General features: G+C 49.9%; 19 protein-coding genes and 1 pseudogene. 10 read left to right on the forward strand and 10 right to left on the reverse strand.

Annotated elements, in window-relative coordinates; translation table 11 throughout:
- Nucleotides 1-115: 115 nt before the first annotated feature.
- Nucleotides 116-1804: a methyl-accepting chemotaxis protein gene (locus FDX03_RS12460; RefSeq protein WP_137345986.1), complete on the forward strand. Its 1689-nt coding sequence runs from the start codon at nucleotides 116-118 to the stop codon at nucleotides 1802-1804.
- Nucleotides 1805-1853: 49 nt separating this feature from the next.
- Here FDX03_RS12460 and FDX03_RS12465 read toward each other — a convergent pair whose 3' ends face one another.
- From FDX03_RS12465 to FDX03_RS12495, 7 genes are all read right to left on the reverse strand, one after another.
- Nucleotides 1854-2930 carry a pilus assembly protein FimA gene (locus FDX03_RS12465; RefSeq protein ID WP_233609320.1) on the reverse strand — a complete coding sequence of 359 codons (1077 nt, stop codon included), beginning with the start codon at nucleotides 2928-2930 and terminating at the stop codon, nucleotides 1854-1856.
- Between the two features lie 20 nt (nucleotides 2931-2950).
- Nucleotides 2951-3538, reverse strand: coding sequence for a fimbrial protein (locus FDX03_RS12470; protein WP_048211578.1), 588 nt, complete (start codon nucleotides 3536-3538; stop codon nucleotides 2951-2953).
- A gap of 8 nt (nucleotides 3539-3546) precedes the next feature.
- Nucleotides 3547-4089, reverse strand: coding sequence for a fimbrial protein (locus FDX03_RS12475; protein ID WP_137345987.1), 543 nt, complete (start codon nucleotides 4087-4089; stop codon nucleotides 3547-3549).
- A 3-nt stretch (nucleotides 4090-4092) separates the two neighbouring features.
- Entirely contained in the window at nucleotides 4093-6678 is a 2586-nt protein-coding gene (locus FDX03_RS12480; protein WP_137345988.1) for an outer membrane usher protein, read from the reverse strand.
- Nucleotides 6679-6701: 23 nt separating this feature from the next.
- Nucleotides 6702-7424: a fimbria/pilus periplasmic chaperone gene (locus FDX03_RS12485; protein WP_137345989.1), complete on the reverse strand. Its 723-nt coding sequence runs from the start codon at nucleotides 7422-7424 to the stop codon at nucleotides 6702-6704.
- Between the two features lie 86 nt (nucleotides 7425-7510).
- A complete protein-coding gene (locus FDX03_RS12490) occupies nucleotides 7511-8068 on the reverse strand; it encodes a fimbrial protein (protein WP_061067955.1) in 558 nt (185 codons plus the stop codon).
- 387 nt (nucleotides 8069-8455) lie between these two features.
- Complete coding sequence (locus FDX03_RS12495; RefSeq protein WP_048211583.1) at nucleotides 8456-9379, reverse strand: LysR substrate-binding domain-containing protein; 924 nt, start codon at nucleotides 9377-9379, stop codon at nucleotides 8456-8458.
- Nucleotides 9380-9609: 230 nt separating this feature from the next.
- Between FDX03_RS12495 and FDX03_RS12500 the strand changes: the two genes are divergently transcribed.
- The 4 genes from FDX03_RS12500 (at nucleotide 9610) to FDX03_RS12515 (ending at nucleotide 14218) form a co-directional block, all read left to right on the forward strand.
- On the forward strand, nucleotides 9610-10512 hold the full coding sequence (locus tag FDX03_RS12500; protein ID WP_137345990.1) for a manganese-dependent inorganic pyrophosphatase: 903 nt from the start codon (nucleotides 9610-9612) through the stop codon (nucleotides 10510-10512).
- A gap of 123 nt (nucleotides 10513-10635) precedes the next feature.
- Nucleotides 10636-11979, forward strand: a complete 1344-nt coding sequence (locus tag FDX03_RS12505; RefSeq protein ID WP_048211585.1) for a VOC family protein — start codon at nucleotides 10636-10638, stop codon at nucleotides 11977-11979.
- Nucleotides 11980-12172: 193 nt separating this feature from the next.
- Nucleotides 12173-13828 carry a glucan biosynthesis protein gene (locus FDX03_RS12510; protein WP_137345991.1) on the forward strand — a complete coding sequence of 552 codons (1656 nt, stop codon included), beginning with the start codon at nucleotides 12173-12175 and terminating at the stop codon, nucleotides 13826-13828.
- 165 nt (nucleotides 13829-13993) lie between these two features.
- Entirely contained in the window at nucleotides 13994-14218 is a 225-nt protein-coding gene (locus tag FDX03_RS12515) for a YdcH family protein (protein WP_003020276.1), read from the forward strand.
- 66 nt (nucleotides 14219-14284) lie between these two features.
- Here FDX03_RS12515 and alr read toward each other — a convergent pair whose 3' ends face one another.
- Nucleotides 14285-15511, reverse strand: coding sequence for an alanine racemase (alr, locus tag FDX03_RS12520; protein ID WP_124021187.1), 1227 nt, complete (start codon nucleotides 15509-15511; stop codon nucleotides 14285-14287).
- Nucleotides 15512-15730: 219 nt separating this feature from the next.
- Here alr and rimL point away from each other — a divergent pair, with 219 nt between their 5' ends.
- Entirely contained in the window at nucleotides 15731-16276 is a 546-nt protein-coding gene (rimL, locus tag FDX03_RS12525) for a 50S ribosomal protein L7/L12-serine acetyltransferase (protein ID WP_061067951.1), read from the forward strand.
- Here rimL and ydcK read toward each other — a convergent pair.
- Nucleotides 16268-17248: a YdcK family protein gene (ydcK, locus tag FDX03_RS12530; protein ID WP_137345992.1), complete on the reverse strand. Its 981-nt coding sequence runs from the start codon at nucleotides 17246-17248 to the stop codon at nucleotides 16268-16270. The genes rimL and ydcK overlap by 9 nt on opposite strands.
- A gap of 113 nt (nucleotides 17249-17361) precedes the next feature.
- On the opposite strand from ydcK, the gene tehA reads away from it, so the two are divergent.
- The 3 genes from tehA (at nucleotide 17362) to FDX03_RS12545 (ending at nucleotide 19773) form a co-directional block, all read left to right on the forward strand.
- Nucleotides 17362-18363, forward strand: coding sequence for a dicarboxylate transporter/tellurite-resistance protein TehA (gene tehA, locus FDX03_RS12535; protein WP_061067949.1), 1002 nt, complete (start codon nucleotides 17362-17364; stop codon nucleotides 18361-18363).
- Nucleotides 18363-18959, forward strand: a complete 597-nt coding sequence (tehB, locus tag FDX03_RS12540) for a tellurite resistance methyltransferase TehB (RefSeq protein ID WP_061067948.1) — start codon at nucleotides 18363-18365, stop codon at nucleotides 18957-18959. Before tehA ends, tehB begins: the two co-directional genes overlap by 1 nt.
- Nucleotides 18960-19101: 142 nt before the next feature.
- Nucleotides 19102-19773 carry a DUF3313 domain-containing protein gene (locus FDX03_RS12545; protein ID WP_048211592.1) on the forward strand — a complete coding sequence of 224 codons (672 nt, stop codon included), beginning with the start codon at nucleotides 19102-19104 and terminating at the stop codon, nucleotides 19771-19773.
- Between the two features lie 35 nt (nucleotides 19774-19808).
- Here the strand turns inward: FDX03_RS12545 and FDX03_RS12550 are convergent, their stop codons facing one another.
- Entirely contained in the window at nucleotides 19809-20717 is a 909-nt protein-coding gene (locus FDX03_RS12550) for a DMT family transporter (protein WP_137345993.1), read from the reverse strand.
- A gap of 185 nt (nucleotides 20718-20902) precedes the next feature.
- On the opposite strand from FDX03_RS12550, the pseudogene FDX03_RS23325 reads away from it, so the two are divergent.
- Nucleotides 20903-21435, forward strand: a pseudogene (locus tag FDX03_RS23325) (AraC family transcriptional regulator); the annotation flags it as partial.

A 21435-nucleotide genomic window follows, 5' to 3' on the forward strand; every position in this document is an offset into this window, starting at 1 on the left:
GTTGTGAAAGTGTGACGAATCCGGCGCTTTTCACGGTAAGTAAACTTCGCGGATTGCCGATGACTATCTAACGGGCGTGTTTTCACGCATAAACCCTACAAGAGAGTCGACGGTCATGGACAACACTACATCGATGCAAGCCCAGCATAAACTGGGCTTTCTGCATCAAATCCGGCTGGTTCCGCTGTTTTCCTCCATTCTCGGTGGCATCCTTCTGCTGTTCGCCTTAAGTTCAGGGCTGGCAGGTTATTTTCTTATGCAGGCCGATCGCGATCAGCGCGATGTAACCGATGAGATTCAGGTTCGGATGGGGTTATCTAACAGCTCTAACCACTTACGCACCGCGCGTATCAACATGATCCATGCTGGTGCGGCGAGCCGTATTGCTGAAATGGATGACATGAAGGCCAATATTGCCGAGGCAGAAAAACGTATTAAGCAATCGCAGGACGGTTTTAATACCTATATGGCGCGTGCGGTGAAAACCACTGACGGAGAGGCGTTAGACGCTGAACTGAGCGCCAATTTCAAAGCCTATATCGACGGCTTACAGCCTATGCTGAAGTACGCTAAAAACGGTATGTTCGAGGCGATCATCAACCATGAAAATGAACAGGCCAGACCGCTGGACTCTGCTTACAACAAGGTGTTGTTAAAGGCGATCGATATTCGTACCGCCAGGGCGAATCAGTTAAGCGAACAGGCACACCAACGTACACAGCTTGGCATGACCTTTATGCTGGGTGCATTCGTTCTTGCGCTGGCGCTGACCGTGATGACGTTCATTGTTTTGCGCCGTACCGTTATTCATCCTTTGTTACGTGCGGCCCAGCGCATTGAGCAAATTTCAGCGGGCGATCTGACGATGCCGGAGGAACCAACCGGGCGCAGCGAAATTGGTCGCCTGAGCCGTCATCTGCAAACAATGCAACGATCGCTTGGGAAAACGGTGGGCACGGTACGTCAGGGGGCGGAAGAAATCTACCGTGGTACCAGTGAGATTTCTGCGGGCAATACCGATCTTTCTTCACGAACTGAACAACAGGCCGCGGCGATTGAACAAACGGCGGCCAGCATGGAAGAACTGACGGCTACGGTGAAGCAAAACGCCGACAACGCACATCATGCGAGCACGCTGGCGGAAGATGCGTCCGGCAAGGCCAGCCGGGGCGGTCAGATGGTCTCTGGCGTGGTTAAAACCATGGGGAATATCTCAACAAGTTCGAAGAAAATCTCCGAAATTACCGCCGTTATAAACAGCATTGCCTTCCAGACCAATATCCTGGCGCTGAACGCAGCGGTCGAAGCGGCGCGGGCAGGCGAGCAGGGGAGAGGGTTTGCCGTCGTAGCCAGTGAGGTACGTACGTTAGCAAGCCGCAGCGCCCAGGCGGCAAAAGAGATAGAAGGATTGATCAGCGAATCAGTCCGACTGATTGACCAGGGATCCGGAGAAGTGGTCGCGGCAGGCAATACGATGACGGATATTGTCGATGCGGTAAAACGTGTCACCGACATTATGCTGGAAATTGCGGCGGCCTCTGATGAACAAAGCCGGGGTATCGTCCAGGTAAGCCAGGCGATTTCAGAGATGGATAAGGTCACGCAGCAAAACGCCTCACTGGTTGAAGAAGCATCGGCCGCTGCGGCCTCTCTTGAAGAGCAGGCCGCACGCTTAACGGAAGCCGTCGGCACATTCCGTTTAACCGGGACAAGCGCAATTAAACGCGTTACACCTGCCGTTAATCCATCGGTTTCACTGCCAAAATCAAACACGGTAAATACGGATAACTGGGAAACATTCTGACAGGTCAGTCATCCGGTAATACGATTCTTTGTATTACCGGATTTCTTATTTATTTGTACGTCGCGCTGAGGGTGCCTACGGCGGTGAAGGCTCCGGGGGTGTAGTCATCACAGGTACTGTTGTTGCTGGCGGAGGTACAGGTGAGTAATCCGGCCATGGTGATATCTTTCGCCGTTACGATGGAACCAAAGTCGATGGACACTGAAGAATTTGTGTCATTCGCCGACAGATATTGCCGGGACGATCCCTCGTAAGAAACCGCCACTCCCCGTCCGCCCGCTGCTGAGGTGCCAGTCGTGGTATTGGCGAGAATAGACAACCCGCTATTATCATAAGCCGCTTTGGTCGACGTCAGTTTAAGGGTAACCCCTGAAGCATTAACGCAGTTGCTATTTTTCAAGGTGAAGGTTTTTCGTGGTTTGTCATTACCCACATCGCCAAAGTCGATGGTGGTGGGGGAAACGGATAGGTTACAGGTTGGCGCGGCGAATTTTACGGTGAATGAAGAAGCGTTTACTGTGGCGACAATCTGTTGACTGGTTATATTTTCATCTCCTGCTTTAAACCTACCTACCTCACCATTTATGACCGGATGCGCTTCACCATTACCTATTGAGGAAACCACCCCACGTTGCCAAACCTCGACGTATAATCCAACAGGAAAACTTCCATCTGCAGCATTATCGATCTCACGTGTCCAACTCGTATTAGACGGAATATAAGCTGTATAATTAGCATTAATAGAATTAGCTATGTAAATGTTATAATATATTCCGGGTATGCTCGTTGGAAAAAAAACTCTATTGTAGCTATATTTTGTACTGCCGCTGGTACTGGTATAACTATCGGATTGCGTACCGCTTGTTACTGTGGTCATTCCATAAAAATCAGAACCATCATTACCTGTATTACAGACTAAGTTACCATACTTTCCTGCACTTAATGTCCCCAATAACACGGGTGTTGTACTGGATGGGTTATAACTATTAACAACTAACGTTCCCGCGCTTACCGTGCTGGTATTAATTGTTTCAAAATAACACTCCTTGGCCTGCACCTGATATGAATAAATTCCGCTCAGCAGTAATGCCACAAAAGAAATTGATCGTGAAATCATCGTACTCATATTAACCTGCCATTTATCCATTATTTGTAGCTCACGCTGATTTGCACCTGACTTAATACTCCACCTGGAGTGACCGGTTTTGATGAATCTATTTTCTGGAAGCGGGCGCGAAGGATAGGAAGGACCTTATTGTCATCGGTACCAATATAGTTACTATCGATAATAACTTCGGAAGTATTGTCTTTATTTAAAACATTTTTTCCGTCAAAAAAAGCGACAACGCCAACATTACCTGCTGCGGTTGTTGATTTAACTCGCCCTGTTGGCCCTGTATATTCATTAGGGAAGATCTGGTTACCGGTTAGCTGCGCCTTTTGCGGTTTGATGCTCATTACCAGAGATTTGGCAACGGACCCTGAGTCGCAGCTCAGAGTAAGCATTTGCCCTGCTAAGGTTACGTTTCCCTGCGCAGTGGCAGATAAATCCGCCCATGCGCCACCCGCAGAGAATTCGCTTGCGTCCAGGTCACCTAAATCCATATCAGAAGCGGCAATATAACAGCTACCGGTAACCAGCTCCGCCTTAACCGTTAATACATTTGTATTGGTACTGATTGCGGCCCATAGCGGTGTGGATATCAGCAATAAGACTGTTGGGATAAATTTCATGGTGGCTCCTACTGATAGGTGGTAGTGAACGTCAACGAACCGTTGAAGGTGCCACTTGTCGCAGAGGTTGCATAAGACGTCGGACGCAGAGATAAGACCAGATTCAGGGCTTTATTGGTGCGCTCAGTCGAGGTCCAGTCAAGCGGAGTACTACTATTGAGAACCAACAGAGAGTTTGGGGAGCCAGAACGATACAAAACCGCTGTTGCCCCGTTATCCCCACCCTTGAGTTCGGTTGGATAACCGCTGTAGACAGATGAGGCCTTAATTCCCGTTTTCATCCAGGTCACTGTCTGGTTTGTACTGGAGCCGATCGTGCAGTTGCTGTACTGCAACGAAAAATCTTTCAGCGTGTTAGCGCCCTGAGCCTCAAGTTCTGCGCGGGTTAATACACCAAAATCGATGGTTTGGTTCACCGCTTTGCTTGAACCAACAACAATATTGACGGTGCAGGTCATAGCAAGCAAATTGGCCTTAAAGTTAACCACGACATCCGCCGCAAAGAGATGCGGGCTGCATAATAGAAAAGAAACAAGCATTACCTGGCGCATAAGCTACTTTCCGGCTCCTGGCATCTGGCAAACTAACGTCTCCAGATGAATTGATTTTCCGATCATCGCGGGCGCGTCAGGGATCTGGTAGGTCACATCGCAGTAGCTTGCCGCGTCGCTCCCCCAAATAACCTTCAGGCTGCCACGTTGTTCGATCCCGCGTAAAAAGGCGCGGCCCGCCTGACCCATTGCGCCAACGGATTTTCCCTGCTCATTGAGAATGTTCGCGCCCAATGGAATGAAACTGTTATCACTACGTCTGAGCGTGACAAACACCGATTGACCTTGCTGGGTGGCGAAGGTGACTTTCACCACGGCACCATCGCGCGGAACCACGGCGGCGGAGGTATTTTTCACTTCGACGTCCGCCTTGATGGTGCTGAGATCCAGTCCGACGGTATTCTCGGCATAAGGTGAAAGACTGGTGGCAACTGCGTATCCGGCACTGTCAATCTCACCATACCCATTGGTGGTGGTCGCGCCATCTGCACCTTGCGCTTCAATAAGGGCTATGGCGCTTTGTGCGTTGACATTACCCGGTAAGAGCGTCAATCCACCGCTGTGTAACAGCACACCGCCGTTATTGTTTAGGGAATACTGCTGGTTATGATTTTTATCGACTGTAGCGGAAACGCTGGTCGATCCATGCGCGCCGTTATAAGTGGAATATCCGCTGACGGAATAGGTGTCTTCTCCCTGGCTGGCCTGGTTAGCGGTGGTGCTGAGGCTGTAGTTCCATTTATTGTTGCTACTGTTGCCGCTGGCCGTACTGGTGAAACCGTTGTTGCCGCTAAAGTCGCTATTGGCGCTGAGATTCAGACTGGAGAATGCTGGTTGATCGTTTTGAGCGTTGCTACCAAAAGGAATACTCAACCCAACGTACAGGCTGTCATCTTCATCGCCCCATTCGTTATAACTGCGCTGCAGCGAGATATTCCACGAGATGGAGCGGAAAGTATTGCTGTAGCCCAGCGAATACTGAGACGTTTTGTCTGAGCTACCCCAGTAACTCGTCCAGGTGCCGCTGAGATAAAATGAACCGTAATCTTCACCGTTAAGGTTGATCGGTTGATTGACGTTAGCCTGAAGCTCATTCTTGGAATGGCTGTAGCTGTTGCGATACGCATCGTTACGGTTAGTATCGTGATCGTCGCTATAACTATCGATGCTATTTTGCAAAGAGATGACGTCATTAAGCGAGAGGTAATCTTTGGTGCTGTATCGATAGGCGCTAAAGCTGAAATTGGTCTGTGTTGCGTCCAGCACATTACTGTAGCTTATACGGTAACTCTGCCCCTGCAGAGCGCCAATATCTTCAAGTGAAGCGCGAGAGTGGATAACATCGACTGCGATAGCACCAAGACGCGTATTCATCGCCAGACCCAGCATCCCCGCCAGATAGTCTTCTTCCATTGATTGTATGCCGCCATACAGCGTGAAAATATCGCTCAGTCCATAATTACCGTTAGTGGTGAGCACCCAGGGAGAATCGCTGTTGCCATCGTTGTCTAATGTCCCAACGGCAAAATCCCAGTCAACTTCACCTTTGGTCATTAACTGAGCAACAGAGGCGTACGGTACGGTGAATAACCGTTTTGACCCATCAGCTTCTTCCACGGTAACGTCAAGGTCAGCGCCGTTGATTGCCACATAATAATCTTTCAGGGCAAAAGGACCTGGGGGAACGGTGGTTTCATAGATGATGCGAGACTGCTGTCGTACGGTAATTTTGGCATTACTGTTAGCCACGCCGTTGATGACGGGAACGTAGCGACCGTCATGTGGATCCATACGTTTGTCGTTATACAGATGTACGCCTTTAATGCCGATACTATCCAGTACTTCGCTGCGAGAGGTGACCTGACCCAGTTCCATTTGTGCCCGGATAGGGGGTAAATCGCGTGCCAAATAGAGGTCGTAGTTGTCCCAGGTCGCGCTATCGTCTTTTGCCCAGTTCAGCGCGCCGCTGGAACGTAACCGCCATGCTCCCAAATTGAGACCATAGCCGAGCCCCAGATAACCACTGTCAGAAGCGCTACCGTCGTTTTCACTGTGATAGCCGCTGAAGCTCCAGTTCAGTATTGCAGCAGGAATACCGGCATCCCAACGTGCGGGGTTGACATAACCCGCAGGGTGGCTGACGAGAAACAGCTGCGGAATTGTGAGCATCAGGATCTGTGAATTAGGATCGTAACTCACGCTGGATGAGGGGTAATAATCCGCCAGTATATAGCATTGCGATTCACCTTCGTCCGCATCTGCCGTGGGGAGTTTGCTTACATCAACGTTTGCTTCATCGAGCACCTCACGAGTCAGGCAGGGAGACGCGTTCGGGGTGTGGTTGTCAATAAACTGGATCTTTGCAGTTTGCTGTTGCTCACCGTTAATCCAAACGGAGACGGTATAAATACCGGGTTTCACCGGGTTGCCGCGCGCATATTGTGACACGTCGATTGTCGATTTTTTACCTGCATTGCTGAAGATAAAGTCATCGTTGAACTCAATGTAATTATCGTCAGCAAATCCTGTCTGACAAATAGCCAGTAATACCCATACTGAGGTCGCTAACCGGTGTTTTGACATCGACATAGAGCAATCCTTGCACGTGTTCTTTATTTATCCGTTACGTCAACGTTAGCCCCGTAATCATTGACGGCTGTCCATGAAACGGATTCTAGCCGAGGAGTGGTGAGCGTTTTCACTTCATAGCTGGCGCTGGAAAAAGGGGCGACCATGTCGGGCTCAATTTTGTATTTTTTCCCTCCGGAAGTGATGTTAGCGCCAACAAGCGAAACAAAATAAGGAGAGTCATTTTTCGCCGTCGCCCAAACTTGTTTACCTTGGTTAGCAAGGCTCCATTTCAGATGTTGGATTGCGTCATCCGCCGAACCTGGAAGGGATGCCGGGCGATAAAATACTTTGATGCGGGTTTTCAGCGCGATCTGCAGTTGATTCGATTTGGCGGCATCTTTATTTTTGCCGGGGATTTCAAGTGCATTAAACCAATACACGCTTTCACGATCGGTAGATAACGGTTGACCGTCCCAGTTTAAGCGTACGGTCAATCCCTGTTTAGGATCGACCCGACTTACCGGGGGGGAGGCGATAAAAGGAACGTTTAAGGTTTGCGGATCAACATCTTCATGACCATCGTCTAACCAGGACTGGACTAATAAAGGTTGTTGCCCCTGATTCACCATTTTAATGAGCGCCTCTTTCGCGTCGGAAGGGTAAATGACACGGGTAGCGTTAATCACTATGCTGGCGACTGACGAATAGCTAAAAGAGATAGTGGTAGAAAGTATAATTATTCTGAATGTATTTTGTAGATTCATATCATTTATATCTTGGTTAAATAGCTGCAACCTTGAGTTAAAAGTTGCAGCAGAGTTATTAACTATTCTTGACCTTACACAGCTTGTTAGGGGTAGGTTGTTACAAAGGTGGTATTCGCTTTCACTACACCAACGGTCGGCGTGCCAGAACCTGAATAGATATAACCGACGGTGTAATTAAATTCTGCACCGTTGGTGGTATCGTAAGTGGCTTCAGATTGCGGTGTGGCTGATGTAAAATCGATAATAGTACTGGTTGCGGTATCTTCTACCTGGAAACCCGCATCTTTATCTCCTGTTGCAGCGTTTAACAATGCTTTGCTGGTGCTGTTGTAATTACCGGTTGTTGAAAATTGGCCTTTTACTTTACCGCCTGCTGGTTCAGTGGCGCAGTTCTTAACGGTGATCTGAAATTTGGTTTTCATCGCAGGACTGCTGACAGCCGCTTGCATCGCAGAAACGGTGATGTCTGGCAGTTTGACTTCTTTGGAAGCAGAAATACCATCAATACTGACATCACAGGTTGATGATGTAATGTTTCCTGCAAAGTCAATGTTTGCAGAGTCAGAACCAGCCGCCTGGGCCTGAAAAGCAGCCCCTGCGATCAGAAGCGCTGCTGCACTTATACAATTAACAAATTTCATGTTATTTTCCTTAATAACAAATTAAATAGCGAAGACATTATATATCCCGAGATTCTGACTGGATAGCAGGTGAAGTTGTAGTTGGTTTTTTTTAAGAATTAGATTAGGGGCAATAGCTAATTATTTAATGTAATATAGTATTAAATTAATTAGATTGATTTTTTATTCCTCATTGAATTCTAAAGGAAAATTTATAGATGTAAGTTTGTGTAGAGAATTTCATCCGCCATTATTCGACAGAGATATCATCAATAATAAGCATTGCTTAATTTACTTGTAAGGAAAAATACGCTTTTAGCTGTGTTTTATGACGGTTTTACCGTCCATATATTGAACATTTACATGGGGTGGGCCTGCCGGTAATAACAGACCCAATCATCAATACGATTAAACAGGTACGGTTTTGCGTATTGCGGCGATAAGGATCTGGGCGGCCTGAGAGAGTTGCACATCGACACGAGTAAGAATACCGATGGGTTCACCCGCACCGTGGGTGGGAATTGGCAATGACACCAGCGTTGCCTGGCGCAGATCTTCTCTAACCGCGCCTGAAGGGACAAACCACACATAGTCGTAATCAACCGTCAGTTGACGGGAGAGCGATGCTGACAGCGTTTCAATACAACCCGGCGGCATTTTACAGCCCTGACTTTGCAACAATGCCTCAGCATGCTGGCGAGGGGCGGTTCCTTTCGGCGAAACCACCACTGGCCACTCAATCACCCGGCTAAGTGTGATGGTTTCCTGTAACAATGGATGGTTAGGACGCACGACCAGTTTGAGTGATTCCAGAAATAACAGTTCGTAGTTCAGACCGACCATCAATTCCGGATCGGCCATACGGCCAATACCGAGGTCGATCTCCCCGGATTTTAAACCGGCCAGTATCATGGGATTACTCATGGTGGCAACTTGCAGAGTAGTCTCCATTTGCTGCTTATGGAACGGACCGATTACCGCCGGAAGAATACCCAACGCAGCTGTTGGCAAGGCACCAATACGCACGACATCATTCTGAGATTCTTCACGATGATTTAATGCCTGCCCGGCAGTGTTGAGTGCATCAAGCACTCTTACCGCATGGGTAAGAAACTGCTCGCCGGGCAACGTTAATTGTGCACCAAGGCGACCGCGTTCAAAGAGTCGGGTTCCGGTCAGTTGCTCCAGTTCGTTCAGTGTTTTGGAGAGGGCTGGTTGACTCAGGTTAAGGGTTTCGGCCGCACGTCCCAACGTTCCCTGTTGGGCAACGGCGACAAAAGTATGAAGATGGCGCAAGCGAATGCGCTGATTGAACAGAACATTTTTTTCCATAAGCGATGTTAAAAACAGAGCCGTATTGGTGACAAGTGAAGTTGTTTGTTTTTGATAACTTGATAGCAAAATATTATTAACATTTAACGCGTTTTACTTACAACTGATTTATTTTGCTTATGTTTTGTACAGCATGACCGCGTAGTGGGATCATGGAAGGGAATGTAGCCAGTCGTTATACTCGGACAATTGTTCGCTTTTTCATCATCCATCATCACAAGGCACTGACCATGATCCATGTAATAGGGCACCTTAACCCCGATAGCGATGCCATTTGCACCGCGGCAATGACAGCTCGCTGGCTTACGTTACGCGGCCAGCAGGCGACGGCATGGCGTCTGGGCGAACCGAACCGCGAAACGCAATTTATCTTTGCGCATGCAGGACTGGACATGCCCGAACGACTCACGTTTTCGCTGACCGATCAGGATGTTTGGGTGGTAGATTTCACCGAACCGACACAGGGGCCGGAATCGCTGTCTGAGAGCAATGTCGTTGGTATCATCGACCATCATCGACTCGGCGGATTAGTGACTCGTCTTCCTCCAGAGGTCTGGGTCAAACCTGTTGGCAGCAGTGCGACGTTGTTGTGGCAACTGATGGCGGATGACGAGCGCAGTCAGCTGTCGTCTGCGGAGGCTTTTTTGCTACTGGGGGCTATTTTAAGTGACACCGTCACACTTCGCTCGCCGACTACTACACCGGATGACAGCCAGGCGGTGGGGGCTCTGACCCAAAAAACGGGTGTGGATCTGGACGCTTTTAGCCGTGATCTGTTGTCGGCCAAAACCAGCGTCGAAGACATGAGTGCCCGTGAGCTGCTGCATAAAGACATTAAAACGTTCACCATTCATGGGCATAAAGTCTGCGTGGCGCAACTCGAGCTGTATGCATTGCGCCAGGTTGACGGTATGCTGGACGATCTCCGCGAGGAGATGACCCGTTATGCTGAGGAAAATCAGGCTGCGCTGGTGGTACTGATGCTGACGGACATCAATCTTGGCGATACCAGCCTGTGGTTCGCTGGATCTGAGTTGTCAGAGTTACCGCAACCCTGCAAGGTCGAAGGCATGCTCAGTCGTAAAAAACAGATGTTGCCATGGCTGGAACGTCAGTTAAAACCGCGTCAGTAAGCTTCAGTTCACTGCCTTTGTGGGTGGGGGGAATTTATGCGGGATCACAGTTTGTAAATTCTTCCCACCGGACTCAGCGGCGTTTTCTACACTCCAGGTAATATTCACTGGAGGCATGACATTATGGCGAACACCATCACGGCTGATGAGATTCGGGAACAATTTTCGCAGGCAATGTCAGCAATGTACCAGCAGGAAGTCCCGCAGTATGGCACGTTGCTGGAACTTGTCGCTGATGTGAATCTGGCGGTACTGGAAAATAATCCGACGCTGCATGAAAAACTGGCCAATGCGGATGAACTGGCACGGCTCAATGTTGAACGCCATGGGGCAATTCGGGTCGGTACTGCGCAGGAGTTGTCTACACTGCGGCGGATGTTTGCCATTATGGGGATGTATCCGGTTAGCTATTACGATCTCTCCCAGGCCGGCGTCCCCGTCCATTCCACGGCGTTTCGTCCTATCGACGATGCTTCGCTTTCGCGCAACCCGTTCCGGGTATTTACCTCGTTATTACGCCTCGAATTAATCGAGAACGCGGTGTTGCGCCAGCAGGCAGCGGAGATCCTTGCAAAGCGTGATATTTTCACGCGTCGTTGTCACGAACTGCTGGATGAGTTTGATGCACAGGGTAGTTTCACACCCGCACAAGCTCAGGAATTTGTGCATGAGGCACTGGAAACATTCCGTTGGCATCAACACGCCACCGTAGATGAACAAACGTATCATGCCTTGCATAACGAGCATCGACTGATTGCCGATGTGGTGTGCTTCCCTGGTTGTCATATCAACCATCTGACGCCGCGTACCTTGGATATCGATCGGGTGCAGTCGATGATGCCGGAGTGCGGTATTGCACCGAAAATTCTCATTGAAGGCCCACCTCGGCGCGAGGTGCCTATCTTGCTGCGCCAGACCAGCTTTAAGGCGCTGGAAGAACCGGTGTTGTTTGCCGGCGAAATGCGTGGAACTCACACAGCACGTTTTGGCGAAATCGAGCAACGTGGTGTGGCGCTGACGCCAAAGGGCCGGGCGTTGTATGACGAACTGTTGAGTAAAGCGGGGACGGGGAAAGATAACCTGACGCACCAGTTGCATCTTCAGGACGTGTTTAAGGCGTTCCCGGACAGCGAGTTTCTGTTGCGCCAGCAAGGGCTTGCCTGGTTCCGTTATCGCCTGACGCCGTCGGGCGAGGCGCATCGGCAGGCTATCCGTCCGGATGACGACCCGCAGCCGCTCATTGAGCGAGGGTGGCTGGTTGCGCAACCCATCACCTACGAAGATTTTTTACCGGTGAGCGCCGCAGGAATTTTCCAGTCCAATCTGGGGAATGAAACGCAGGCGCGCAGCCACGGTAATTCCAGCCGCGATGCCTTTGAACAGGCGCTGGGCTGCGCAGTATATGATGAGTTTGCGTTGTATCAGGAGGCAGAAGAACGTAGTAAACGGCGGTGTGGTTTACTTTAACTGAATTTACACGGGATTCGGCCTGTTCTCATCGACATAAAATATTTTCGATTTTGTACAGATAATCGTCGACCAACAATTGGATTATTAATGAATTTTGTCTAGAGTGAGCGGTCAGAAATGTGCACTCTCTTGCCGCAGATTTTGACCGGCGCGGGACCATTTACACGACCAGAAGGACTCACTTTCAGGCATGAATCGCAGACGATTTATTAAAGGTTCAATGGCAGTGGCCGCCGTGTGCGGAACCAGTGGTATTGCATCACTCTTTTCCCGCGCCGCCTATGCGGCAGAGTCTGACATTGCAGACGGAAAAACCGTACGTTTTGATTTTTCCGTTCTGCAATCGATGGCCCATGATTTAGCACAGAAACCCTGGGGCGGCGCGCCGCGCGCATTGCCGGATACGCTGGCTAAACTGACGCCGCAGGCTTACAACAGTATTCAGTACGACGCAGAACAGTCACTGTGGAACAACGTTGAAAATCGTCAGCTTGACGCGCAGTTCTTCCATGTGGGAATGGGCTTCCGTCGCCGCGTACGCATGTACTCGGTTGATGACAGTACGCATATGGCGCGTGAGATCCACTTCCGCCCGGAGCTTTTCAAGTACAACGATGCCGGTGTGGATACCAAACAGCTGGAAGGGCAAACCGATCTCGGTTTCGCCGGTTTCCGCGTGTTCAAAGCGCCTGAACTGGCTCGTCGCGATGTCGTGTCTTTCCTCGGTGCCAGCTATTTTCGCGCCGTAGATGACACCTATCAGTACGGTTTGTCGGCGCGTGGTCTGGCGGTTGATACGTATACCGACAGCAAAGAAGAGTTCCCGGACTTCACCGCATTCTGGTTCGAAACGGTTAAACCGGGCGCCACTTCATTTACTGTTTATGCACTGCTCGATAGCCCAAGCGTGACCGGCGCGTTTAAGTTTGTGATCCACTGTGAGAAAACGCAGGTGATCATGGATGTACAGAATCATGTCTATGCACGTAAAGACATCAAGCAACTCGGTATTGCGCCGATGACCAGCATGTTCAGCTGTGGTAACAATGAACGCCGGATGTGTGACACCATTCACCCGCAAATTCATGACTCCGACCGTCTGGCGATGTGGCGGGGCAATGGCGAGTGGATCTGCCGTCCGCTGAATAACCCGCAAAAACTGCAGTTTAATGCCTATACCGATAACAACCCGCGCGGATTTGGCCTGCTGCAGTTGGATCGTGACTTCTCCCACTATCAGGACATTATGGGTTGGTACAACAAGCGCCCCAGCCTGTGGGTCGAGCCACGTAACCAGTGGGGCAAGGGAACCATTGGCTTAATGGAGATCCCGACGACTGGTGAAACGCTGGATAACGTCGTCTGCTTCTGGCAGCCGGAGAAGAAGATCAAAGCCGGCGATGAACTGGAATTCAAATATCGCCTGTACTGGAGCGCTCAGCCGCCGGTGCGCTCTCCGCTGGCTCGCGTGATGGCGACCCGTACAGGTATGGGCGGCTTCCCGGAAGGATGGGCGCCGGGCGAGCACTACCCGGAAAAATGGGCACGACGTTTTGCCGTTGATTTCATTGGTGGAGATTTAAAAGCCGCCGCGCCGAAAGGTATTGAACCGGTAATTACGCTTTCGAGTGGTGAAGCGAAACAGATTGAGATCCTCTACGTTGAACCTATCGACGGCTACCGTATTCAGTTTGACTGGTATCCGACTTCTGACTCAACCGATCCGGTAGATATGCGTATGTTCCTGCGTTGTCAGGGCGACGCTATCAGTGAAACCTGGCTGTATCAGTACTTCCCGCCAGCGGCGGATAAACGTCAGTACGTTGACGACCGCGAAATGCGTTGATCCTCACCGTTATGGCTCTCCTGACGGGGAGCCATGTTCGTCATTTTCTTAAAAAATTCTGTACACTATTTACTCGATCCTGCTCGCATTTTTCCCTGACTCAAACCGATAAGCTGAAGGTGTGTATTTCTTATACACGTTCTTGTCCACTAACAGGGAGAAAGTATGTTTCCAGAATACAGAGACCTTATTTCCCGACTGAAATCCGAGAATCCTCGTTTTCTGTCCTTATTCGAAAAACACAACAGCCTTGATCATGAGATTTCCAGACTGGAAGGTTCGGATGGTCGGGGATACAGTTTGGACATTGTTCGTCTTAAGAAACAGAAACTTCACCTGAAGGAAGATTTGCTCAAGATTTTGCAAAGAGAGAGTGTCAGTGAGAGCTAAATAGTACTGTGCTCACTGTGTAAAAGGGCTTCCAGCGAGAAAAGGAAGCCCTTCCTGTTTTAGGTGTTAATCGACCATTACGCGTTTGTTTGTCGCCCCCCAGAGGATCGACATTTCAGTGAACAGCGCGCCGCTAATTTCTTCGACTTCTTCTGCGCTCACCTGCGCATTTCCCTGTTTACCGAATAACACCACTTCATCGCCGGAGGCAACCTGCGGTAGATCGGTCACATCAACAATCACGGTATTCATGGATGTTTTACCCAATACAGGAACCCGCTGGCCGTGGATCAATACGTGCCCCACGTTACTGAACACGCGACGATAGCCATCAGCATAACCCGTCGGAATATTGGCAAGAACGGAATTACGTTTAAGGGTATAGGTTCTGTCATAGCCGACGGTATTTCCTTTGGGGTAATGGTTTACCGACGCGATTGCGGATTTAAACGTCATGACGCGTTTGTATTCGGTGCTGGCAATGGTATCGCCATAAAAAATACCGCCAACACGCACCATGTCGAGCCAGGATTCAGGAACGGTCAGGGTGGCGAACGTATTCGCGACATGCAGGGTGACATCTTCGCGCTTAAGCCCGGTAATTTTGAGTACCTGGGCCGATTGCGTATTGAAACGGGCCAGATCGCGTTTAACCACCGCCGCATCTTCTTCCGGGAAATGTGACATGATGCCAACAATTTTCAGACCGGGTAACGTGGAAATGGCGCGGGCCTCTTCCAGACCTGCCGCGGTGCTGACTTCCAGACCGTTTCGTGACATACCGCCAGAGTTCAGGGCCAGATGAATACGAATCGTTTTCCCTTTCTCCTGGGCAATTGCACTCAGACGTTTAGCCATATCCAGATTGCCAATCAGCTCTTCGGTATCAAAATCCGCCGCCTGGCGCATCTCTTTTTCCGTCGCGTTGCGAACGCGCATCAGCTGCGATGTATAGCCTGACTGACGAACAATGCTAATCTCCTCGTTGCTGGCGATGCCAATACACTGCACACCGTTTTGCATCATCACCGGCGTAACCAGTGAGAGATCGTGGCCATACGCATCGCCTTTAAGAATGGCGCACATCCGGGTTTTGTCTCCCAGCAGCTGCTGAACCTTATGAATGTTATATTCCAGCGCGCTACGGGAAATTTCCAGCGTGGTATTATCTACAACCGGTTGTTTGTTAACGGCAAAGGGGACAGGACCCGCTTGCGTGGTGGGGATGGGTTGGTGACAGGCGGTAATCAGTAAAAGCGGAATAAGTGCTAAACGACCCAAAGGTGCTGCCATGCTTGCTCCTTAGCAATAGAATGAAAGTGTTGTTGTCATCATTACGGCCTATCCAGGCATGGGATAACCGGACATCCAGAGTAACGGCTTCCACGCCAGAGATTGTTTCTAAGTTATTGCTGTTACAGCATAAAAATATGACATCCACGGCGCTAAGCAGATTAATATCGGCTACTGCCAGTCAGAAATCCCCCGTTTACAATCGCCAAGGAGATAAACATGCCAGAAATTATTACCGTCAGTGACACGCTGGAACTGCGGGCAGTAGAAGAACAACACGTCACGCCTTTGCATCGACTGGTGCTCAAAAATAAAGTGTGGCTCCAGCGGTCGCTGAACTGGCCGCAGCTTGTCGAATCTGAGGACGATACGCGTAAGAATGTGCAGGGGAATATGATGTTGCACCAGCGTGGCTACGCCAAAATGTTCCTTATCTTCAAACAAGGTGAAGTGGTTGGCGTTATTTCATTTAACCAAATAGAACCGCTGAATAAAGCGGCTTACATTGGCTACTGGTTGGATGAAGTTCATCAGGGACAGGGTATTATGTCCCGGTCGCTACAGGCACTGATTCATCATTATGCTCAGCGTGGCGAGATCCGTCGGTTCATTATTAAATGCCGCGTCGATAACCTGGAAAGTAACCAGGTGGCGCTGCGCAACGGTTTTCAGCTGGAAGGGTGTTTAAAGCAGGCAGAGTTTCTCAATGATGGTTATCATGATGTGAATCTCTATGCCCGTATCATTGATAGCGTTTCAGAATAAACCGGCGAGGGGGGTGCGCGTAATACGCTGTTCGCCGTTGATCACTTTTGGCCCGCGCAGATGGATTGCATCACCATCAAAGGCTTCAACGTGGGCCTGACCGGTTATCTCAATATGATGCTCGATCAGCACTTCACCCAGAATACAGGCGTGGCCTTCAATCAGGATGTGTCCATCCAGCAAGAGTGGCCCGCCGCGTAATTTTGCATGCCCCCCGACCAGCACATGGTGTTTCAGGATACAGTTACCTTCAACCACCGCATGCTCAGCCACCTGGGAGCTATAGCGCAGGGTCGGTATCGCATCTTCATCGGTACCAGCGATGATGCGGGCGTTGCCGTATACCTTCGCACAATCGCAGATCCAAACGTTATTTTCCTCATTACCCTCGATGCGGGCACAATCAAAAACCTCGGCGCGATGTTCAATAAAAGCGTAGTCAATGGTTGCATCGCCATAGATCTGCACCTGATGCACAATGCGTGAATGGTTTACGGTTGCGCGATCATATATTTGTAGGGGCTGGTCACTTTCACGGGTTAACCCTTTGGCGGCGATGACTTCGGAGCCTCCCAAAACACGTGCATCGCCCGACAAAAAACATTCGCCACGTACAAAAGAATTTTGAATGGTGACGTTGTCACGGATTTGCGCGCCATGGCTAATTTCAGCCCGATCTATCCATACGGCACCGCCAATCTGTGCGCCATCTCTGACCACGCTGGCCTGCGTAATGCGGGCATTTCCAGAAATGGTTGCCCCCGCAAATGCCATCGCGTTCTCATCGTAAATCCAGCAATCACCGCACTGCGCCAGTACGGCTTCATTATCAATCCAGCCACCAGGCGTGCCGGCCGGAACATCATTAAAATCGATCAGTGCAATTATCTGGCGTAGTAATACGCTTCTTTTGTTGCCATTATCCTGATAACTGAAGGAGCGAGGTTCGTCGCTCAGACGGTATTTGGTCATAGCTCATTTCCGTGTTGCGCACCTTAGTTAAACGTAGCAAAGTTTTCCGTACTGGCTAAATCGCCATAATTTCCATAAAATGCATTTCAAATATACTTTAAAAAATAAACAAAATGAGTAATAACAAGCATAGTGATCGGGTCCTTAATCTTCCGGCCGGTTATTTTGGCATGGTACTGGGCATCATCGGGATGGGATTTGCGTGGCGATATGCCAGTCAGGTGTGGCCTGTGAGCCACTGGATAGGCGATGGGTTAGTCATCCTGGCCATGGTCATTTGGGGGCTGCTGACGCTGGCCTTTTTTAGTCGTTTACTGCGTTTTCCGCATAGCGTTTTGGCGGAGATTCGTCATCCAGTGATGAGTAGCTTTGTCAGTCTGTTTCCGGCCACAACCATGCTGGTCGCGATTGGTTTTGTCCCGTGGTATCGACCGCTGGCGCTTGGCTTGTTCAGCATTGGGGTCGTTATCCAACTGGCGTACGCGGCCTGGCAAACGGCAGGATTATGGCGCGGAGATCACCCAGAAGAAGCCACCACACCGGGGCTGTATTTGCCGACTGTCGCCAATAACTTTATTAGCGCAATGGCCTGTGGTGCGCTGGGTTTCAACGACGCAGGACTGGTGTTTTTGGGCGCAGGGGTATTTTCCTGGCTCAGCCTCGAGCCGGTGATCCTGCAGCGTTTACGCAGTTGCGGCGAGCTGCCAACGGCATTACGTACCTCGCTTGGCATTCAGCTGGCACCTGCGCTGGTCGCCTGCAGCGCCTGGCTTAGCGTCAACGGCGGCGAGGGCGATACGTTGGCCAAAATGCTGTTTGGCTATGGTCTGCTGCAGCTGCTGTTTATGCTACGCCTCATGCCGTGGTATCTGTCTCAGCCGTTTAATGCGTCTTTCTGGAGCTTCTCGTTCGGCGTGTCGGCCCTGGCGACAACGGGGCTGCATCTGGGACACGGCAGCGAATCAGGATTTTTTCATATGCTGTCGATCCCTCTGTTTATTTTTACCAATGTTATCATTGCATTATTACTGGTACGTACGTTTGCATTGTTGATGCAGGGGAAACTGCTCATCCGCACGGAGCGTGCTGCATTACTGAAATCTGAGGATAAATAATGACCCTTTGCGACGAAAACTACTTTACTGAGAAATACGATCTAACCCGTACGCATTCCGATGTCGTTGAAGCGGCGAAAATTGTTAAGCCAGGCAAAACGTTAGACCTGGGGTGCGGTAACGGTCGAAACAGTCTGTACCTTGCGGCAAACGGCTATGATGTGACAGCATGGGATAAAAATCCCATGAGCATCGCTAACCTTGAGCGTATCAAAGCAGCCGAAGGGTTGACTAATCTGCAGGCAAGCGTCGCGGACCTTAATGCGTTGAGTTTTGATGGTGAATACGACTTTATCCTGTCTACCGTAGTGCTGATGTTCCTCGAAGCGAAAACCATTCCGGGGCTTATCGAAAATATGCAACGTTGCACGAAACAGGGTGGATATAACTTAATCGTTGCGGCGATGGATACCGATGATTTCCCGTGCACAGTTGGCTTCCCGTTCGCGTTTAAAGCGGGGGAATTACGCAACTATTACCGCGGATGGGAGCTGCTGAAATATAACGAAGACGTGGGGGAACTGCATCGTACAGACGAAAACGGCAATCGCATTAAACTGCGTTTTGCGACTATGCTGGCCCGCAAAATCGGCTGATGGCCCACGCTCTGCGTTCAGCATTTTTTGTGCTGAGCGCAAAAATAAAATTGTGCGGCGCTTACCATTTTTCGCACATCCAAAATGATTTCCTTTTGCTATTATTTCAGATGCATATCTGCAAATACTAAGGGATCGTTCCATGCGTGCTCAAACTTTATTTAAAGTTGCAGTGCTTACGGGTTTACTGGCGTTATCAGGCTGTGCGTCAAAAATCACGCAGCCAGATAAATATTCAGGTTTTTTAAAAGATTACTCTGGCCTGAAGGAAACGAAATCGGCAACAGGACAGCCTGTGCTGCGTTGGGTTGATCCCAACTTCAATGAGTCCAAATATGACAGTATTGTGTATAACCCGATAACCTATTATCCGATTCCTAAACCAACGACTCAGGTTGGGCAACAGGTGTTGGATAAACTGTTGAGCTATACCAATACGCAAATGAAAACCGCCATTAGTAAACGTAAACCCCTGGTGACGACCCCCGGCCCGCGCAGCCTGATTTTCCGTGGCGCGATTACCGGTGTCGCAACCAGCAAGGAAGGGCTGCAGTTCTATGAAGTCGTTCCGGTTGCGTTACTCGTAGCGGGGACACAAATGGCGACAGGTCACCGCACCATGGATACTCACCTCTATTTTGAAGGTGAATTGATCGATGCGGCAACCAATAAGCCGGTGATTAAAGTGGTACGTCAGGGTGAAGGCAAGGACCTGAACAACGAAAGTACGCCGATGGCGTTCGAAACGTTGAAGAAAGTTGTTGATGACATGGCGACAGACGCCTCCATGTTTGATGTCAACAAAAAACAGTAATGCTGAGCGCACCATCTTTTGATGGTGCGCTTTTTTTATGCCGTCCGACGACGGTACAGCAGTTTCCCCACTAACGCCTCCGGGCGTGCAAACATCACCAGATTACCTAGCAAAATCAGCACTAATCCGGCAATTGCGTTAACCTGCCAGACGTATCCTTCATACAATGTTGACAGCGTCAGCGCGACCAACGGGAAAAGTAACGTACTGTAGGCGGCCTTACTCGGACCGATGCGTCCTACCAGTGTGAAATAGGCGCCGAAAGCAATCACCGAGCCAAAAATAGCCAGATATAACAGCGCGCTAAGATAGCTGAACGTCCACTGCGGCATGAAGTTGTCCTCGCGCACCAGTGCAATGATGGCAATTAGCAAGGTACCGTACAGCATGGCCCAGCTGTTGGTAGTCATCACTTCAAGCCCTTTTTTCTGATGGCGCAGGCTGATCATATTGCCCAGGGAAAAACCAAACGTTCCCAGAGCGCTTAAACCAATACCCAACAGCAGCGTATGATTCAGGCCGCTATTGACCAAATCCTGCCAGAACAGGGTGATGATACCCGTCAACCCCAGCGCCGCGGCGAAATAAAAGCGTATCGGTGGTTTTTGACCAAAAAATACAAAACTATTCACCGCATTGAACAGCACGGCCATCGAGAAAATTACCGACTCCAGACCGGTATTAATCCACGCTGCGGCCGTGTAAAAACACCAGAAATTGAAGCAAAAAACACACCCGCCCTGTAACAGGCAAAACAGGTGGTCGCGTCCGGAGAGCTTACGCAATTTGCCGCTGAACAGCAGGAGAAGGATCATCACCGAACTGGCGACCGCAAAGCGCCAAAAGATAGAGACCGGGGCAGCTACCGGACCTTGCTGCAGGTAAATGGCAATCCATGTCGTTCCCCATATCACGACCACCAGGCAGTACAACAATGCGTTCATACATCTCTCTCATTTTTGTATTTAAGCGCACACAGTGTCATGGCTGGCCGGGGCTGGCTTTCATCTGATTGCGGCAGACTTGCAAAATCTTGCGCTTTTTTTCTCGCGAAAGTGAAAAGGAGGCTGTTAACAACATGTAGCTGATATAGACTGAAAGCCTGCTAACTTATTTTGAATGTGATGGTATGTCTCAGCCCTATGGCGCCTTTGAAAACTTACGCAAACATAATGCCGTCCTGCATGAGTCGGTTGCGTTACATTCGGGGATCCAACTGGCGGCGTGGTCGAACAAGCGCGACACCATCACTCAGTATTGCGATCACCACACGCTCAGTTTATATATCGCGGATGGCTACGAAAGCTATCACAAGACGGCAGGGGGCTGGAAAAACGGCGGCGGCCCGGATCGCTTCTGCCTGATGCCGAAAGAGAGCGAATCCAGTTGGGATATTCGTGACGATCTTTCCTTTGTACATCTTTATTGTACCGACGCGCATCTGCGGGAAGTGGGTGAGAAAGTTTGGGACAAAAGCCCTTACAGCTTCACGCTGGACGAACATACGTTCGGCAGCGATCCGGGGATCACGGCGGTTTATCGCCAGTTTTTACTGGGTAATGACTGGCAGCAACCGGCTAATCATCTAACGCTCAGCGCGGCATCTTCGCTGTTGCTGACGCATCTGATTCAACATTACAGCAACGTTCAATGGCGGCCGCC

This window comes from Citrobacter sp. wls827 (assembly GCF_005280875.1).
Classification (GTDB): Bacteria; Pseudomonadota; Gammaproteobacteria; order Enterobacterales; family Enterobacteriaceae; genus Citrobacter; species Citrobacter youngae.

What these genes read in the sequence shown, in the direction of transcription:
- FDX03_RS12460 (WP_137345986.1), top strand. Translation starts at nt 116, where the DNA reads ATGGACAACACTACATCGATGCAAGCCCAGCATAAACTGGGCTTTCTG.
- FDX03_RS12465 (WP_233609320.1), bottom strand. Translation starts at nt 2,930, where the DNA reads ATGAGTACGATGATTTCACGATCAATTTCTTTTGTGGCATTACTGCTG.
- FDX03_RS12470 (WP_048211578.1), bottom strand. Translation starts at nt 3,538, where the DNA reads ATGAAATTTATCCCAACAGTCTTATTGCTGATATCCACACCGCTATGG.
- FDX03_RS12475 (WP_137345987.1), bottom strand. Translation starts at nt 4,089, where the DNA reads ATGCGCCAGGTAATGCTTGTTTCTTTTCTATTATGCAGCCCGCATCTC.
- FDX03_RS12480 (WP_137345988.1), bottom strand. Translation starts at nt 6,678, where the DNA reads ATGTCGATGTCAAAACACCGGTTAGCGACCTCAGTATGGGTATTACTG.
- FDX03_RS12485 (WP_137345989.1), bottom strand. Translation starts at nt 7,424, where the DNA reads ATGAATCTACAAAATACATTCAGAATAATTATACTTTCTACCACTATC.
- FDX03_RS12490 (WP_061067955.1), bottom strand. Translation starts at nt 8,068, where the DNA reads ATGAAATTTGTTAATTGTATAAGTGCAGCAGCGCTTCTGATCGCAGGG.
- FDX03_RS12495 (WP_048211583.1), bottom strand. Translation starts at nt 9,379, where the DNA reads ATGGAAAAAAATGTTCTGTTCAATCAGCGCATTCGCTTGCGCCATCTT.
- FDX03_RS12500 (WP_137345990.1), top strand. Translation starts at nt 9,610, where the DNA reads ATGATCCATGTAATAGGGCACCTTAACCCCGATAGCGATGCCATTTGC.
- FDX03_RS12505 (WP_048211585.1), top strand. Translation starts at nt 10,636, where the DNA reads ATGGCGAACACCATCACGGCTGATGAGATTCGGGAACAATTTTCGCAG.
- FDX03_RS12510 (WP_137345991.1), top strand. Translation starts at nt 12,173, where the DNA reads ATGAATCGCAGACGATTTATTAAAGGTTCAATGGCAGTGGCCGCCGTG.
- FDX03_RS12515 (WP_003020276.1), top strand. Translation starts at nt 13,994, where the DNA reads ATGTTTCCAGAATACAGAGACCTTATTTCCCGACTGAAATCCGAGAAT.
- alr (WP_124021187.1), bottom strand. Translation starts at nt 15,511, where the DNA reads ATGGCAGCACCTTTGGGTCGTTTAGCACTTATTCCGCTTTTACTGATT.
- rimL (WP_061067951.1), top strand. Translation starts at nt 15,731, where the DNA reads ATGCCAGAAATTATTACCGTCAGTGACACGCTGGAACTGCGGGCAGTA.
- ydcK (WP_137345992.1), bottom strand. Translation starts at nt 17,248, where the DNA reads ATGACCAAATACCGTCTGAGCGACGAACCTCGCTCCTTCAGTTATCAG.
- tehA (WP_061067949.1), top strand. Translation starts at nt 17,362, where the DNA reads ATGAGTAATAACAAGCATAGTGATCGGGTCCTTAATCTTCCGGCCGGT.
- tehB (WP_061067948.1), top strand. Translation starts at nt 18,363, where the DNA reads ATGACCCTTTGCGACGAAAACTACTTTACTGAGAAATACGATCTAACC.
- FDX03_RS12545 (WP_048211592.1), top strand. Translation starts at nt 19,102, where the DNA reads ATGCGTGCTCAAACTTTATTTAAAGTTGCAGTGCTTACGGGTTTACTG.
- FDX03_RS12550 (WP_137345993.1), bottom strand. Translation starts at nt 20,717, where the DNA reads ATGAACGCATTGTTGTACTGCCTGGTGGTCGTGATATGGGGAACGACA.